Annotated in this window: 13 protein-coding genes; 2 read left to right on the top strand and 11 right to left on the bottom strand. The window is 55.0% G+C overall.

The window, feature by feature from the left end:
- Positions 1-15: 15 nt before the first annotated feature.
- From K1558_RS11540 to K1558_RS11500, 9 genes are all read right to left on the bottom strand, one after another.
- Entirely contained in the window at positions 16-840 is an 825-nt protein-coding gene (locus K1558_RS11540; protein ID WP_238651720.1) for a carbohydrate ABC transporter permease, read from the bottom strand.
- Between the two features lie 18 nt (positions 841-858).
- On the bottom strand, positions 859-1,749 hold the full coding sequence (locus K1558_RS11535; RefSeq protein ID WP_238651719.1) for a carbohydrate ABC transporter permease: 891 nt from the start codon (positions 1,747-1,749) through the stop codon (positions 859-861).
- Positions 1,750-1,894: 145 nt separating this feature from the next.
- Positions 1,895-3,271 (bottom strand): extracellular solute-binding protein, encoded by a 1,377-nt coding sequence (locus tag K1558_RS11530; RefSeq protein ID WP_238651718.1) that lies wholly within the window; start codon positions 3,269-3,271, stop codon positions 1,895-1,897.
- A gap of 102 nt (positions 3,272-3,373) precedes the next feature.
- A complete protein-coding gene (locus K1558_RS11525; RefSeq protein WP_238651717.1) occupies positions 3,374-3,814 on the bottom strand; it encodes a GNAT family N-acetyltransferase in 441 nt (146 codons plus the stop codon).
- Positions 3,815-4,230: 416 nt separating this feature from the next.
- Entirely contained in the window at positions 4,231-6,438 is a 2,208-nt protein-coding gene (locus K1558_RS11520; protein ID WP_238651716.1) for a DEAD/DEAH box helicase, read from the bottom strand.
- Positions 6,435-7,760 (bottom strand): ATP-binding protein, encoded by a 1,326-nt coding sequence (locus K1558_RS11515; protein WP_238651715.1) that lies wholly within the window; start codon positions 7,758-7,760, stop codon positions 6,435-6,437. Before K1558_RS11515 ends, K1558_RS11520 begins: the two co-directional genes overlap by 4 nt.
- A 7-nt stretch (positions 7,761-7,767) precedes the next feature.
- Positions 7,768-9,384, bottom strand: a complete 1,617-nt coding sequence (locus K1558_RS11510) for a TerB N-terminal domain-containing protein (protein WP_238651714.1) — start codon at positions 9,382-9,384, stop codon at positions 7,768-7,770.
- Positions 9,385-9,887: 503 nt separating this feature from the next.
- Complete coding sequence (locus K1558_RS11505; protein ID WP_238651713.1) at positions 9,888-11,105, bottom strand: MFS transporter; 1,218 nt, start codon at positions 11,103-11,105, stop codon at positions 9,888-9,890.
- Positions 11,106-11,126: 21 nt separating this feature from the next.
- On the bottom strand, positions 11,127-11,900 hold the full coding sequence (locus tag K1558_RS11500; RefSeq protein WP_238651712.1) for a DUF1836 domain-containing protein: 774 nt from the start codon (positions 11,898-11,900) through the stop codon (positions 11,127-11,129).
- 115 nt (positions 11,901-12,015) lie between these two features.
- On the opposite strand from K1558_RS11500, the gene K1558_RS11495 reads away from it, so the two are divergent.
- Positions 12,016-13,338, top strand: a complete 1,323-nt coding sequence (locus K1558_RS11495) for a hemolysin family protein (RefSeq protein WP_238651711.1) — start codon at positions 12,016-12,018, stop codon at positions 13,336-13,338.
- A gap of 314 nt (positions 13,339-13,652) precedes the next feature.
- Here K1558_RS11495 and K1558_RS11490 read toward each other — a convergent pair whose 3' ends face one another.
- Together K1558_RS11490 and K1558_RS11485 are read right to left on the bottom strand one after the other, a co-directional pair.
- Positions 13,653-14,087, bottom strand: coding sequence for a GNAT family N-acetyltransferase (locus K1558_RS11490; protein WP_238651710.1), 435 nt, complete (start codon positions 14,085-14,087; stop codon positions 13,653-13,655).
- Positions 14,088-14,143: 56 nt separating this feature from the next.
- Positions 14,144-14,503: a VOC family protein gene (locus K1558_RS11485; protein ID WP_238651709.1), complete on the bottom strand. Its 360-nt coding sequence runs from the start codon at positions 14,501-14,503 to the stop codon at positions 14,144-14,146.
- A 152-nt stretch (positions 14,504-14,655) separates the two neighbouring features.
- Between K1558_RS11485 and K1558_RS11480 the strand changes: the two genes are divergently transcribed.
- The gene (locus K1558_RS11480) at positions 14,656-16,002 is read left to right on the top strand and encodes a TrkH family potassium uptake protein (RefSeq protein WP_238651708.1); all 1,347 of its coding nucleotides are present in this window, start codon (positions 14,656-14,658) and stop codon (positions 16,000-16,002) included.
- The last annotated feature ends 19 nt before the right edge of the window (positions 16,003-16,021 follow it).

The raw sequence follows: 16,021 nt of genomic DNA, 5'->3' as shown, positions 1-16,021 counted from the left end.
TTGTTAGTCTGCGGCTTACCCCTTGACCGCTCCGGCCACCATCCCTTTGGTAATCTGATTCGACAGGAAGAAGTAGATCAGAATCACCGGTAGTGCCCCCATCACCAGGAAGGCCCCGATATTGCCGTAATTGACCGAATACTGGCTGACGAAGGTGTAGACGCCAAACGGCAGGGTCTTCAGCTTTTCCGAGGAGATGAACGTGGCGGCCAGGATATACTCATTCCAGATGTTGATGAAGGTCAGAATGCACACGGTCATTACCGGCGGCACGGACACCGGCAGGATGATGCTGCGGAAGATCCGGTACACGCTTGCCCCGTCGATGAACGCCGACTCTTCGATCTCATGTGGAATGGCTCTCATGAAGCCGCTCAATATGAACACGGCAATGGGAGTTGAGAACGCGATGTACGGCAGAATCAGCGACAAGTGAGTATTGAGGATCGTCATATTTTTGAAAATAATCATCAGCGGCAGCAGCGTGGCCTGCATCGGGATCATCATCCCCATCAGGAAGATAGTCATCACCACATTGCCGTACTTCCAGCGGAACCGGGAGATGGCATAGGCCGTCATTGAGGCCAGGATGATGACACACAGCATCGTAACTCCGGTAACAAACACACTGTTCGAGAGATACTTCAGATAGCTGCCTGAGGTGTAGGCCTCATAGTAGTTGTGCCACTGTAATTTATGGGGCAGAGAAAAGAAGCTTCCATCCAGAATCTCCTCATTGGTCTTCAGCGAATATAACAGCAGCCACAGCAGCGGGTAGAGCTGGGTGATCACAGGAATGGCAAAAAGAAGATACACGATTCCTTTTTTGAGCTTACGCATGGTCCGCGCACTCCTTTGCTAGTTGAATTTGCGCTCCAGCCGGTTGAAGATCGTGTTAATGATCCCGGTGAAGAGCAGACAGACGACAACCAGGAACGTGGCAATCGCGCTGCCGTAGCCGTATTTGAAGGACAGGAACGAGCTGTTGTACATGTGGGTGGAGATAACATCTGTAGCATGTGCGGGCCCGCCGCCAGTCATGACCATGACCAGATCGAAGGCCTGCAGGGAGCCGATAAAGGCCAGAATGATGGATATTTTGAAAATGGGCACGATCAGCGGAAGGGTGATATAACGGTCGGCCTTGAAGCCGTCTGCCCCGTCGATTTTGGCCGCTTCGTACAGCTCATCAGGGATGTTCTGTACCCCGGTATACTGGATCAGCAGATGGTAGCCGAAGTATTGCCACAGGGACACCAGATACAGAGCATACATGGCGATAGCAGGCTCCGTCAGCCAGTTGTGGGTCCAGCTCTCCAGGCCCAGGGAGACGAGCACACCGTTCAGCATTCCTCCCATGGAGGTGGGATTGTAGATCGTTTTCCAGAGTTGTCCGATAATGACGACCGACAGGATCACTGGCGTGAAGTAGATCGACACCAGCGTATTTCCCTTGCGCACATAGCGGTTCAGCAGAATGGCCATGCCCAGACAGAGCGGAATCTCCAGCATCGAGGCGACCGCATACAGCAGGGTTCTCCGCACAGAGGGCCAGAACACCGGATCATGCCAGAACATCTCCTTGAAATTGCCGAAGCCGACAAACTGCGAAGAAGTCAAGCCGTCCCATTTCAGCAAGCCTGTAAAGAATGAAACCAGAATCGGAACGAATACCAGGCACACATACAACAGCAGACATGGCACGATGAAGGCAGCGATTGTGCGTGCCGGCACCTTAAGGACTTTCATCTTTCCCGCCTCCTATCTAGCAGATTCTTTATCTGTTAATTAGATTAATCATTAATGTCATTAATTTATAAAATGAGCATGACAAACCCGATGCGAAGCAAGCAGGGAGGCGGCTTCGCATCGGGAAGCATGCTATAGGACAGGCTTATTTGTTGGCTTCAAAAGCAGCCTGGTGCTCCTTCGCTACCGCAGCGGAATCCATCTTCTGCACGAACAGGTTCTGAATGCTGCTAAGGTGGACTTGGGCTGTAGCCGGGTTCATTGTGTTATCGAAGGCCAGGTCTCCGCCCTTCACCTGGTTGAACAGTCCGGCAATATTAACCGCCAGATCGGAGTAACCGGCTGCCTTAAGGTCTCCGTCTACCTTTTGGCCGATCCCTACCGCATTCTTCAGCTCGAATTGCTTCTTGGGATACTGGGTGCCGAAGAAGTTCAGGAAGTCCTTGGCTTCCGGCAGATGCTCGCTGTTCGCCGATATGGCGAAGGCGCTGCCGGGGGCAAGCATGAATTCGTTGGGGTCGCCCTTGCCGTTAACGGTCGGGAACTGGAAGGCCCCTACCTTACCCGCTACAGCGGAGGCGTCAATCGCGCCGGTCTCCCAGGAGCCGATGCACCACATGGCAGCTTTGCCTGTTCTGAAGATGTTGCCGCCGGCTGTAGCATCAATCGAGGTTGCGCCATCCGGGAATGCGCCTGCCTGAACCAGCGCCTGGAAGGCATCTACCGCTTCAATGAAGGCCGGGTCTTCGAAGGTCTTTTTGCCGTCGATGACATCCTTCAGGAAGCCGGGGCCGCCGTTGGTGCGGAGCAGAATGTTCATGAACAGGAACGAACCGGTCCAGGAATCCTTCTCGCCGATGGCCAGCGGCGTAATGCCTTTATCCTTCAGGATCTTGACATCCTTCAGCATCTCCTCAAAGGTCGTCGGCGGAGCGGCGATTCCGGCCTGGGCGAACAGGTCTTTGTTGTAGTACACCACTTCAATGTTGTTGCCGTCCGGGATAGCGTATACATTATTGTCGAAGCTGTAGTAATCCAGCAGCCCCTTCTGGTAGGTATCCTTCAGGCCATTCTGCTCCAGCATGTCGTTCAGCGGAGCGAGCAGGCCGGCATCGACGAACGGCTTCATCTGGGCCGCCGGGTTAACGATGGTGATGTCCGGCACCTCCTTGGACGCCGCCTGTGTCTTCAGCTTCACCTTCTGCTGGTCGGTGTTCAGCGTATCCAGCTCAATTGTGACATTCGGATGCTCCTTCATGTACGCGTCGGTCAGCTCACGGATCATTTTGTAGTTGGGTGTCGCCGGGTCGGGATAGATGTTCTGGAAAGTAAGCGTTACCTTTTTGTCGCTTGGCGCGTCAGTAGCTTTGGCATTCCCGCTTCCGGTGGCGGCGTTCGTTGCGGCGTTGTCCTTCTTGTCCGCGCCTGTGTTGCTGTTCGAATTCCCGCATGCGGCAAGGCTTAGCGCCATCACTGCGGTGAATGCGACGGTGGCTGTCTGCTTCATTTTTCTGTTGACCATAAATGAATGCCCCCTCTAACGTGATAAGTTAATTATCAGCGTGAGGAGCGGTTCGGGCAAGGTAGGAACTGCAGGAGAAAGGTTTGTTTTTTCTAGGTATGGTTATAATTGGAGCCGTTTCTCCAGTAACTGTTCATCGTCTTGAACATAATGGCAATGCTCATATAGGCTGATGGCGGCGGCGTTCCTTCTTCCGGTTAATATGCGAATGTGTGTCACTCCGCGTTCCCGGAGGTTCTCTTCCAGACAGTCCATAATGGTGAGGGCCACCCCTTTTCTACGGGCAGCTTGTTCTACGTAAAGTTCACTGATTTCACCGAAAGGCTCATCATAGCAGAAGGAATAGAGGCTCTGGGCGCAGCCAAAACCTACGATAGCACCGTTCAGCTCCGCTACGGCTATCAGCTCGTTACGGTTGGTATGTAAATGCTCAATGATCTTCGCTGGAGGCCTTAGTGCGCCGCCGTTAAATTCCTGATTCAGTCTGGACAGCGCTTCAGCATCGGTTGCGGTTGCGAGTCTTGCGTGTGGAGCGGAGCTCATTATTCTGTCACCTCGTTTAGGGTTGTTAAAAAGGGCAGCCGGGTCCCAATAGGATCGACTGTCGCATACATTCGCTCCACGCGCCTTCAGCGAGCCTATTGTATACTGTTTTCCACATACATTTGGCCCCATGCGCCTTCAGTGAGCCCAATGTATGCTGTTTTCCACATACATTCTGACCCATGCGCCTTAAGCGAGTCTATTGTATACTGTTTTCCACATACATTTGACCCCTACGCCTTCAGCGAGCCCAATGTATGCTGTTTTTCACATACATTAGACCCACACACCCGCCGCTCGCCCATTGTCTTCGGTTTTTCATATGCACACCTTATCCACGTCAGAAGAGAATCATAATTCCCTAAACAACAAGCAAAGCCCTCTCTACGATCCACGCAAAAGAGGGCTAAACTGTTCTACGTCTGTGCAGGCGGCTGCCTCCACTGCTTGATTACATTGAGCAGGCCGGGAACATCCAGCCCGTCGAGCGAAAAAGCCTTACGCAGCAGGTCATGCGGGATGAACTCATCGTATTTGCCGAGATACGGGGCTTCATCCGGGCCAAGCAGCGCCAAGGCATCTGTAGCTGCTGTGGCTTCGGCGATGATCGCCTCCTCCAGCTCTTCGGCTTCTGTCTTGCCTGCAACGACCATATAATACGGCTCCATCGGCATGACAGAGCGCAGGTCCAGCGGACCCTTCAGATTGTTCTTCAGCAGGCGTTCCAGGGTTCGGAACTGGCGGCTGCCGGCCCACGGCAGGATGAACATCGAGTCTCCTCCGGCCGGCAGCACCGGACGAGTTAAGAGGCCGCTCTCCTTCGCGAGTCTCCGGGCCCGTTCCAGTCTGGCGGCAGCGCTTGGCGCAAGGTAAGGATACAGCACCGTAGAGCCAAGCACCTCCCGGATCTTGGTCATAATCCGGGTATGAACATCGCCACCCGCACCCAGCCATAAGGTGTCTACTTTGCCGCGTGAGCCTTTGACATAGACGGCCTTGTGGCGGTTGTCGACCTCTTCCACCTTCCAGAGCTTACCCGCCAGGGTGAAGCAGTAGCCGGGCGGCGGTACAGTAGTAATCGATCCGATCTCCTCGGTGCCGTTATAGACGACATGCTCTTCGTCATCCTTGAACACGGCGTAGAAACGGAAATTGTTGACGATCTTCTCTCCGGCCAAGCCGATTAAGAGGCTGCCCTCATCCATCTTCTCAATATGCCCCATACCCAGCATATATTCCAAGAAGGCATCATAGTCCGCAGGCTCAATGCTCCGGAAGGACGGCAGGCTCAGCACCGCCTCCTTCAGCTCCTCCGGCTCCGCTTCCCCCATACTCTTCAGGATGCTCATCGTCTGATGGTATAACAGCCCTACCGGCAGCTGGCGCACAGCCAGCGGTTCCACCCATTTCTCGCGCACATACAGCTCAATCACGGCAATGGCCCGCAGCAGCGTCCACGGCATCCGCGCGGGCAGCTGCGCCTCTTCGTCCTCCTCCTCGGGCGTGACAAAGACCATCTCCGAGGCGGCATCCCCGCGCCGCCCCGAACGGCCCAGCCGCTGCACGAAGCTCGCGCAGCTGTAGGGCGCGCCGAGCTGCAGCACCCGGTCCAGCTCGCCCAGATCAATGCCAAGCTCCAGCGTCAGCGTCGCCGCCGCCACAGCTGGCCCCGCGCCCTGCTTGAGCGCGGCCTCCGTCTCCTCGCGCAGCATCGCGGAGATGCTTCCATGATGCACATGGAAGACATCCCGCTCGCTGCGCTTGGCGGCAATGCGCCGCATCTCCAGAATCGCCTCTTCGGCGTCGGAGCGGCTATTCGTGAAGATCAACGCTTTCTTGACATGCGTGTGATCGTAGATGAACCCGTAATACGCCTGTCGCGCCTGCTCCAGGTGCTCGGCCTCCTGCTCATTCCGTGCATCCGGGAATGAGAAATGCTCCACGCTCAGCCGCAGCTTGCGCCCGCCCTGCGGAGCGCTGACCTCCACGCTCTCGCGCGATCCTGCCGCCAGCCACTCCGTGACGGAGGCGTAGTCGCTCAAGGTCGCCGAGAGGCCGACGCGCCGCGGATAACAGCCCGCCATCCGCGAGATCCTCGCCAGCTGGCTCAGCACCTGAATACCGCGGTCGGCACCCATGAACGCATGGACTTCATCAATGATGATGAAGCGCAGGTCATGGAACAGCGCCGGAATCGCATTCGGGCGGTTCATCAGCAGGCCCTCCAGCGATTCCGGGGTGATCTGCAGCACCCCGGAAGGGTTCTGCATCAGCTTCGTCTTATCCGCCTGCGGCACATCCCCGTGCCAGTGCCAGACTGGGATGTTGCCCTCGCGCAGCAGATCGTTCAGGCGTGCGAACTGGTCGTTAATCAGCGCTTTCAGCGGCGCGATATACAGAATGCCAACGGAGGCGGAGGGGCGCTCATACAGCTCTGTCAGCGCCGGGAAGAACGCTGCCTCCGTCTTGCCTGAAGCGGTCCCCGAGGCAATCAGCAGATGATGCGGCGTGTCGAACAGCACGCGGCAGGCATCGACCTGCGCCTCGCGCAGCGTATCCCAGCGGTTCTTGTAGATGAATTCCTTAATGAACGGTGCCAGCCGGTAGAACGGGTTATCGCTCATAGGTCGAACTCCGCCAGGAATCCATCCAGTTCATTCTCATTGTCCTTCGGCTCAGCAGGGCGCGAAGTCCGTTCCCCGACCAGCTTCTCAAAGGATACATCCTGATGCTGGTGCAGCGTATGAAGCAGGTCCATGAAGTCGCGCACCACCTCGCGTGCGGTAAGCAGCTCATCCGCGCCGAGCCGGTTGACCGCTTCTTCCATGAAATGCACAAGCTGTTCCTGAGTCAACGCCGCTTCATATCCATAATGCAGGGCGTGAATGTCCCGCAGCTTCTGGAGCAGAATCAGAATCTCCTCATGGGAGAGCATGTCCAGCGCAATAATCGGCCCGGTGAAGTTGTTCCGCCCGGCTTCAGCATACCTGCCAGCCACCAGCCGGGAGCGCAAGGCCTCATAGCTGAACAAGCCGCGCCGGGGGTCCTCTACGAACTGCGGGGTCCCGCCGATGAAGATGCCAAGCCGTTCCGCCTTGCCCTGCATTGTATCGTTGAACATCGTCAGCAGCTTCTCGTAATTGCTCTGACGGGAGATGCTGTTGGTAATCTTGTAGAGGTTGACCCCTTCATCGATGAACAGCAGCAGACCCTTATAGCCGATCGCTCCGGTGAATTCGGCCCACAGCTTCATATAGTCATACCAATTGTCATCGTCAATGATAACGCCGACTCCCAGCGCCTTCCGCGCATCCGTCCGGGTCGGGAACTCCCCGCGCAGCCAGCGCAGCGCATCCTGCTTCAGCCCGTCATCCGCCAGCAGGTGCCCGTTCCAGTAGGAAGCCAGCACCTTGGCGAAGTCGAAGCCATGCACCAGCCCGCGCATCCCGGAGGCTACAGTATAGATGCGCTGCTCAACAAGGCCGCCCAGCTCAGGCGCACCTTGCCCGTAGCCCTCCTCCTGCATTACGGCCTGCTGGAGCGTCATAATCCACTTCTGCAGCATAATCTCCAGCGCCCCGCCATCCGGGCGGGTCTTGGTAGAGAGGTGGCTCATCAGCTCACGGTAGGTGGCCAGCCCCTGCCCCTTCGTGCCGACCAGGCGCCGCTCCGGCGACAGGTCGGCGTCGGCGACCACAAAATCGCGGTCCATCGCGTAGTTGCGGATGATCTGGAGCAGGAAGCTTTTGCCGCTGCCGAATTTGCCTGTAATCAGCTTGAAGGCGGCTCCGCCCTCGGCGATATTGTCCATATCACGGAGAATCGCTTCCACCTCCGGCCGGCGGCCAACAGCGATGTGCTCCAGGCCAATCCGCGGCACAACCCCCGCTGTCAGGGAATTCACGAGTGCGGTGGTCATCCGCTTCGGTATTTTGAGTGAGTTCATTGCGTGTTCACCTCTTTAGATAGTCAAGCATCATTATACATTCTTCCGTCAGCTCGTCGCCGTCGATAATCAGGTCGCCCAGACTGTCCATGGCCAGCTCATTAATCTCATCATATAGCAGTTCAGCCATCGTTCCGGCTCCCGCCGCCAGCCGTCCAGCCTTCGCTGCGCCGTCTGGCTCGGCAAGTGCAAGCACAATCTCCCGCTGCAGCGGACTCAGCAGAGAAGCGAAGATCACCCAATCATCCGCTTCATTATCCGCGGCAGATAGGCTGGCCTCCACCACCCCTTGTCCTTCCGATATATTCCAAGCTTCCGCGCTAACTCCTTCATTATTCCGAGCCTCCGCTTCAGCCTCTTCATTATTCCAGGCTTCAACTCTTACCTCTTCATTATGCCGGATTTCTGCTCCCGCTCCTTCACCCTCCAGCTCCTCAGACTCTTCCACCGTCAGCAGCGAGCGAACAACCTCAGAGTCATTCGCCAGCTGTGCCAGCTTCTGCGGATCAATCACCACCGCCGGTCCCTTCTCTTCCTGCTCTGCTTTGCGGAATTCACGTTCCAGGAACCGGGTAATCAGCTCGTCCATATCCGCGTCTACCTTAATATCCTTCAGCCTTCCCCGGTATCCCAGAAGCGCGCGCAGCTTGTTCTCCGTCAGCCGGAACAGGCGGGTAATCAGGCTGCGCAGCGGAGGCGACTTGCTGATCCGCACGACAGGCACAAGAACAGAATAGCCATACAGCGAGATATCGTATACGGCGCTGCGGAACAAATACCGCTCACGCATCACCGGCGGGCCAGGAGGGAACATCGTAATCAGATTGGAGCCGTGCTTCCGCGACACATAGGCATCAATTAAGGCCACCACCTGGGGAATATACTTCTCTGCGGCCGCTTTTCCTTCACCGGTATAGAACTTTGACTTACTGATATCATAATCCGACATGACACTCAGCACCTCAATGCTCAGCTGGTCCGGGGCGGATGTCAGACAGCGGACCAGCTCCAGCTCCGCCAAGTCTCCGGCCAGTCCGCGCGAGCGGGCCACAATCTCCGAGAGCGGCATATCCAGCTTATGTACAAAAGAGAAATCCGCCAGCCACCCGCCAAGATACTGATCCAGACGCTTGTAGTTGTCCCGGTAGGCTTCCCAGAGGAGGCTGAGCTGCCGGTATCCATCCAGCGGCTCATCCCAGCCGACACCGTTAATCAACTCATACGTATGCAGGAAAATATAAGACAGATCCGTCTTCGGGTATCTCCCCTGCCGCACCTCATCCCGCCAGAAAAAGTACCAGCGGCTCTGCGCCCCTGTCATATGCCCGTAGGTCGGCCAATAGCTCTTGAACGGGACGAACAAAGCCGCAGGCTCCTTATAGTCCGCAAGCTCCCGGGCCCGCAGGACGAACTGGCTCTCCGTAGTCGTTACCGGCTCAGTACTCTCCTCCATATCCCATAGCTGAAGCTGAACCGCTGACTTCTCTGCTTTCTTCTGCGCTGCGGCTGCCTTAGGCTTCGGCTGATCCGCTCCGGCTGATCCGCGCGGCGGTACCGCCATATTCTGCTCCGTGCTCTCCCAGACCAGCTCCGTGAAATGCAGCCCCTGCTTGTCCTTAGCCATGCTTCATCGCCCCACCCGTCAGTCTTCGTAATTCCCACATTATATCATATACCCCAGGCAGCAGATGCAGCCGTTCCAGTCCTAATCTCAACCCCGCCGCTGCTGTGCCGGACCGAGATTCCGTTATTCGCACCAAATCAAGCCAATACGCTGACCAAACGGACTCAGAATCGCTTAATTACACACTGACGCCTCATTTCAGATACCAACGCCGCATATAAGCGCTTCTCAGTCCGCCCACACTCCAGGAAGCTGCTTTTTGAACAAATAACGGCCTTTTAGTCCGCATAACCAATTAGCATCCTAACCGCCCCTTGCGTTACGCCCTACAAGCCAACATCCGCCCGCACGCCACCCGGGATCCATCCACAAAAAAAGACCTTGAGAGACTGGCCCCTCAAGATCCTGCATAAGAACGTCCGTTTGCGTCTCCATAAGAATATACTATATTCACGCTGCGGGCTGCAATAGCGGAGATCGCACATAACTTGTCTGTACACCCTCTACTCCAGCTCCAGCCCCTTCGTCTCCTTGCCCAGGAACAGCACCGCAAGCGCGCCGATGACAATTGTCACGAAGAATAACATGAAGATCGTGCTGATACCAACCGAACGGCCGACCAGCACACCGACAAGCGTAGGGGCGATAATTCCCCCGATCCGTCCAAAAGAAGTCGCCAGCCCCGTCCCGGTAGAACGGATGGTTGTCGGATACAGCTCAGGTGTATAAGCGTACATGCCGCCCCATGCGCCTAAGTTGAAGAAGGACAAGCAGATTCCAGCCGCCATCAGCATCCCTTCAGTAGTAGCATTCCCGAACCAGGCCGCGCTGACCGCTGTCAGCAGCAAATAGATGACCAGCACGAACTTCCGGCCGAATTTCTCGATGAAATAAGCGGCGGTGAAGTAACCGGGAAGCTGGGCGAGCGTCATGATCAGCACATACTCGAAGCTTTTGACCAGACTGAAGCCCTTAAGCACCATGACCGTCGGCAGCCACAAGAACATCCCATAATACGAGAACACCACCGTGAACCACAGCACCCACAACATAATTGTGGAACGGCGGTGCTCTGCCGACCAGACTGCCGCCACACGCTTCTTCAGAGGCACTGGAGGAGCTTTCTTGATCTCTGCGAACTTCGGCGAGTCATCAATCGCTCTGCGCAGATAGAGCGCATAGAGTGCCGGGACCGCACCGATCGCGAAGGCCACCCGCCAGCCGTAATCCGGGATCACGAAGAAGGCGATCAGCGCCGACAGAATCCAGCCCAACGCCCAGAAGCTCTCCAGCAGCACAACCGCCCGGCCTCTCTCCTTCACCGGCATACTCTCCGACACCAGCGTTGAGGCTACCGGCAGCTCTCCGCCCAGGCCGAAGCCGGCAATGAAGCGCAGCACACATAACATTATATAACCTGCAGCGAAGGCCGACAGGCCGCTGGCAATCGAGAAGATGAGCAGTGTCCACAGCAGCACGGATTTACGGCCGAAGCGGTCGGCCAGAATCCCGGCACTAGCGGCACCCACGGCCATTCCTAACGAAGTGATACTGGTCAGATAGCCGATTCTTTCCGGTCCGAGCATCCATTCCTTGGCCAGCGCCGCCACCACAAACGAGATCATTCCAACATCCATCGCATCGAACATCCAGCTGAGACCTGCACTGAAGAGCAGCTTCCTCTGCTTCTTGCTGCGCAGCAGCGACATTTGATTAAACATTCCTAAAGGCCCCTCTCCGATTCAAAAATCAAGGAATAACACCGCATTGAAATATTGCCGGGCCATCGCCTGAAAATAACAGGTCTGCACCGAGATCGCCGCGATCAGGAGCATATTCTGCACCGCATCCCGCTGCGGCCTGGTCAGATGGCTGAGCCGCTTCATCATGCGTTCCATAGCCGCTCTGATTCCGCTGTCCGCTTTCCACAGGAATTCCTTCGGATTCCCGGCCTTAGCCATAGCCTCTGCCTGAACCGGCATCGGGGTCCGGGTCTTGATCTCCTCGAATAGCTCAGCATAACCGTGATACAGCTGCGCAGGCTCGACCAGATCATCATCATCCCGCTCGGGCGCCAGGAAGAGCACCCGGAAGAGCTGGCGGATACTCTCGAAATCGAGAGCAGCCTTGAGATCGTCAATAATAAACAGCAGTGCCGCCTGATTAAAAGAGTATTTCTTGCCTTCACGCGGCGAGCCGAGATACTCCTTGAAATCCCGCTTCACCCAATTCTGCATAGCCGTCACGGATAATGTGGAATACTCAATCAGACTGCCGAGGGAGGCTATTTCACCTAACGACAGGCCTTTGACGGTGCGGCCTTTGATCAGCTTCTGCAGAATCGGGGGAATATCGGTCGACAGAAAAGCCGGCAGGCTCGTCCCCTCCCGCACCTCGTCACGGTGGAACTTCGACCAGGCTTCCTGCAGAATATGGAGCGGCTTCTGCTCTGAGTTCGGGCTTAGGGACAGTAATAGTCCGGACATCTCTATCCGGCTGAGTGTAAAAGCTTCCATAGATGGCAACCCTCCACCATTTGATATTTCACTCAAAAGTTCGTACAATAGGTTCAAATGAACTCATAATATGAGTATAACCTATTTTAGGGACGAAAGGGATGGTAAAGATTATATGGGTATAGGACTTAGTTTGACGCTCGTGGCAATTTTGATTATTTTAACGGCATTTTTTGTAGCGACGGAGTTTGCAGTAGTGAGATTGCGGGGCAGCCAGGTCAGCCAGATGGTGCTGGACGGCAAGAAGAATGCACTGGCGGTACAGCGGGTAGCCGCTAACCTGGACGGATATTTGTCCGCCTGCCAGCTCGGCATCACCATTACTGCACTTGGAATCGGGGCATTGGCCGAGCCTGCCTTTGAACAGCTGATCATTCCGCTGTTTGATCTCTTTGGCATAGAGCACAGTGTCAGCAAGCCCATTGCTTTTGGTGTAGCCTTCATCATCGCCACCTTCCTCCACGTCGTGGTCGGAGAGCTTGCACCGAAGACCGCCGCTATTAATATTCCTGAGAAAATTGGTCAAATTACCGCACCGCTGATTATTTGGTTCTACAGAATATTGTACCCTTTGATTTGGATCATGAACGGTTCCGCCAACCTGCTCGTCCGTATCTTCGGCATGAAGCCTGCCAGTGAACACGGCGATGCGCATAGCGAAGACGAGATCCGCCTGATTCTGTCCGAGAGCTATGAGAGCGGCAAAATCAACAAAGCGGAATATGGTTATGTTAACCGGATTTTCACCTTTGATGAGATGCTGGCCAAGGAGATCATGGTGCCCCGCACCGACATGGTCTGCCTGTTCACCGATCATTCGCTGCAGGAGAATATCGCTATTATCCGCAAGGAGCAGTATACGCGATTCCCTGTCGCAGACGGCAGCAAAGACAATATCGTCGGTATGATCAATACCAAGCAGCTATACCTGCAATATGACAACAACCCGGATTTCGATTTCAAAAGCCTGATCCTGCCACTGTTGACGGTATCTGAGGTTACACCGGTGAAGACCCTGCTGACCCGTATGCAGAAGGAAGGCGTGCATATCGCCCTGCTGCTTGACGAATACGGCGGCACCTCCGGCCTTATTACCATTGAGGACATCCTGGAAGAGATCGTCGGCGAGATCCGTGACGAATTCGACGAGGATGAGCGCAGAAATGTGGAGAAGCTGAGCGACACTCACTATCTGTTCGACGGCAATGTCTCTCTGCTGGAGGTCAAGGAGCTTACCGGACTTGACTTCCATGATGAAGAAGTCACCACCATCGGCGGATGGCTGTACAGCCATATGGAAGAACCGGCTGTCGGCAAAAGCCTGACTTACGAGCATGTCACCCTCACGGCGCGTGAGATGAACCGCCACCGCATCCGCCGGGTCGAGATTAAGATTGATCTTCCGGCCGCAGAAGATTCAGCAGTTCACAGCGAGTAAGGCTTTTAGATAGTCTGCAATGAATAAGGCGCTTCCCAGGAGTTAATGGGGAGCGCCTTTGTTAATCGTTTAGGATGCGAAAAACTGAATACAAAGGGTGCTGCTGCGATAAATTAAGGCCCCCTGCTCCATAGCTAGCATCATTTATAAAGAAATCATGCAAAATGTACAACAATCACTCCCTTGTAAGGGCCGGTTGACAGAGAAAATTCTAAGGATTGGCCAGAATTAAGTGGAACGCCAGCATAAAGCGCGAACCCTTCAGAACAACGCCAGCAACCTTCACCCGCTTGGGTGATTTTGTTCTTGTCCTTTTAAAGCGATATGTATTTTTTGAAAAGCTTGCTTCCCTCCCCATCATAACCCAGACGCTCGTAAAACCGGTGAGCGTCCTTACGGGTTTTATTGCTGGACAGCATCACCTTAAGTGCGCCTCTTGCTGAGGCTGCCTCTTCTGCGAATTGCAGTATAGAAGCTCCGATTCCCTTGCCGCGATGCTCGGGGGCGATAACAACACGTTCTATCACCCCAAACGGCCGGTCGCCACTAAGCGCATCCATACACAAATGCAGATGCGCCGTACCGACTACTTCCCCATCTACTTCATAGACAAACAGCAGACTGTCCGGATTATCAGCAATTTGACTGAGTCTTTGCGGGGATACATAAATATTCTTCAAATCTGGCAATAGAATCCGGTATAATGTCTCTATCCTTGCAGCGTCCTCTGGCCGGGCTTCCCTTATCATCAGTCATCCTCCAGCATATTATTAATGTCATTAATAAATATAATTAATCCTATTAACTAAATGATTAAGCGGCAGATCATCAGCACATTGCCGTCCGGGTCTTTGAAGTTGAACCAGTGATCGTTCTCAATATCGGTCAGAATCTCAGCGCCGCTGGCTTTGACATAATCATAGGCGGCATCGATATCCTCTGTGAGCAGATGGAAGGATGGCACCTTCAGCACTGCCTCAGCTGTGAAAATTTTGCTGTCCAGCACAATGCCCGGCCCCTTCATCGGCACTTCATACAGATGACCGAATAATACTTCACCGTCATTCGGCAGCCCAAGCAGGCTGCAATACCAGCTTCTGGACCTCTCAATATCACTGACCGGAATGAAGACAGCGCCAACCTGATTGCGTATCGGACTTGTCACAGCAAGTATAGCCTCCTCTATATAGATGCGTTTGTGGGATAAGTTCAGTAACCAATTCGATACCATCCGCCAATTTCCTGCCTGTTTGGTGACGGGAATATAAGATATGCTATAATCTTGTCAGATCCTATCCCATTGTCAGGAGAATGAACTTGGCTAACCTATTCTTTGGGCATCTCCGGCTGACGCCGCCCAAAATCCTATCCCTGGGCTTCATCCTGCTGATCACGGCCGGAACCTTGCTCTTGTCCTTGCCTGCCGCTTCCACCGGTGCAAGTATCTCATTCATAGATGCGCTGTTCATGGCTACCTCAGCGACCTGTGTAACCGGACTTGCCGTCATCGACACGGGAACCCAGCTCTCCACCTTCGGCCAGATTGTGCTGCTGGTGCTGTTCCAGTTCGGTGGCCTTGGCTTCGTCACCATGGCTACGCTGATCACGCTGGTGCTGAACAAGCGGATCTCGCTGAAGGAACGGCTGCTTATGCAGGAGTCGATGAACCAGAACTCCATGCAGGGGATTGTGAAGCTGATCCGGCGCGTTCTGATCTATTCCCTCGTAATCCAGCTCAGCGGGGCCCTGCTGCTTGCCTTGCGATTCCTTGCGGATATGCCTGCAGGCAAGGCTATTTATTATGGATTGTTCCATAGTATATCGATCTTCAATAATGCGGGCTTTGACCTGTTCGGCGATGTGCATGGGCCGTTCAGCGGGCTGACCCGGTATGTTGAAGACCCGGTGGTGAATATTACCTCGATGCTGCTGATTTTCCTCGGCGGAATCGGCTTCATCGTCTTAGCGGATGTAATTGATTATCCGAAGCGCAAGCGGCTCACGCTCCACTCCAAGGTCGTGCTGTCTACTTCAGCCGCATTGATCCTGATCGGGGCTGCCGTCTTCTTCTGGCTGGAGCTGAACTCCACGCTGAAGCCGCTTCATGCCGGAGGCAAGCTTATGGCCTCGTTCCTGCAGGCGATTACGCCCCGCTCCGGCGGCGTGACAACCATCGAGATTCCGCTGCTGCGGGAATCCACCCAATTCCTGATGATCCTGCTGATGTTCATCGGGGCCGCTCCCGGCTCCACCGGCGGCGGAATCAAGATTACGACCTTCGCGATTCTGGTCAGTACCGTCTATGCCAAGCTCCGGGGCAAGGAGGATATCGTCATGTTCCGCCACCGGATCTCGAAGGAGAACGTCTACCGGGCGATTACAATGACGCTATTATCCCTGATGCTGGTCCTCATATCTACCATGCTGCTGTCCGTGACGGAGCGCGCTGATTTCCTCAGCGTTCTGTTCGAGGCGGTCTCGGCCTTCGGCACCTCCGGAATCACTATGGGCCTGACCACCGAGCTGACGACGGCCGGCAAGGTCCTGGTCATTATTCTGATGTTCGTGGGCCGGACAGGCCCGCTTACCCTGGCCTATGCGCTCAAGCCTAAGAGCAGCAAGGAGCTGTACCGCTATCCTGAAGGCAACATCACCATCGGATAAGGATATCACAGCAAAAAAG

It is taken from the genome of Paenibacillus piscarius (assembly GCF_022234545.1).
Taxonomy (GTDB): Bacteria; Bacillota; Bacilli; order Paenibacillales; family Paenibacillaceae; genus Paenibacillus_AQ; species Paenibacillus_AQ piscarius.
The sequence above is the reverse complement of the archived record's forward strand: the minus strand, read 5'-3'. Positions and strand labels throughout refer to the sequence as shown.

Excerpts from the sequence above, each read along its gene's own strand:
- K1558_RS11540 (WP_238651720.1), bottom strand. The coding sequence starts at position 840 with ATGCGTAAGCTCAAAAAAGGAATCGTGTATCTTCTTTTTGCCATTCCT.
- K1558_RS11535 (WP_238651719.1), bottom strand. The coding sequence starts at position 1,749 with ATGAAAGTCCTTAAGGTGCCGGCACGCACAATCGCTGCCTTCATCGTG.
- K1558_RS11530 (WP_238651718.1), bottom strand. The coding sequence starts at position 3,271 with ATGGTCAACAGAAAAATGAAGCAGACAGCCACCGTCGCATTCACCGCA.
- K1558_RS11525 (WP_238651717.1), bottom strand. The coding sequence starts at position 3,814 with ATGAGCTCCGCTCCACACGCAAGACTCGCAACCGCAACCGATGCTGAA.
- K1558_RS11520 (WP_238651716.1), bottom strand. The coding sequence starts at position 6,438 with ATGAGCGATAACCCGTTCTACCGGCTGGCACCGTTCATTAAGGAATTC.
- K1558_RS11515 (WP_238651715.1), bottom strand. The coding sequence starts at position 7,760 with ATGAACTCACTCAAAATACCGAAGCGGATGACCACCGCACTCGTGAAT.
- K1558_RS11510 (WP_238651714.1), bottom strand. The coding sequence starts at position 9,384 with ATGGCTAAGGACAAGCAGGGGCTGCATTTCACGGAGCTGGTCTGGGAG.
- K1558_RS11505 (WP_238651713.1), bottom strand. The coding sequence starts at position 11,105 with ATGTTTAATCAAATGTCGCTGCTGCGCAGCAAGAAGCAGAGGAAGCTG.
- K1558_RS11500 (WP_238651712.1), bottom strand. The coding sequence starts at position 11,900 with ATGGAAGCTTTTACACTCAGCCGGATAGAGATGTCCGGACTATTACTG.
- K1558_RS11495 (WP_238651711.1), top strand. The coding sequence starts at position 12,016 with ATGGGTATAGGACTTAGTTTGACGCTCGTGGCAATTTTGATTATTTTA.
- K1558_RS11490 (WP_238651710.1), bottom strand. The coding sequence starts at position 14,087 with ATGATAAGGGAAGCCCGGCCAGAGGACGCTGCAAGGATAGAGACATTA.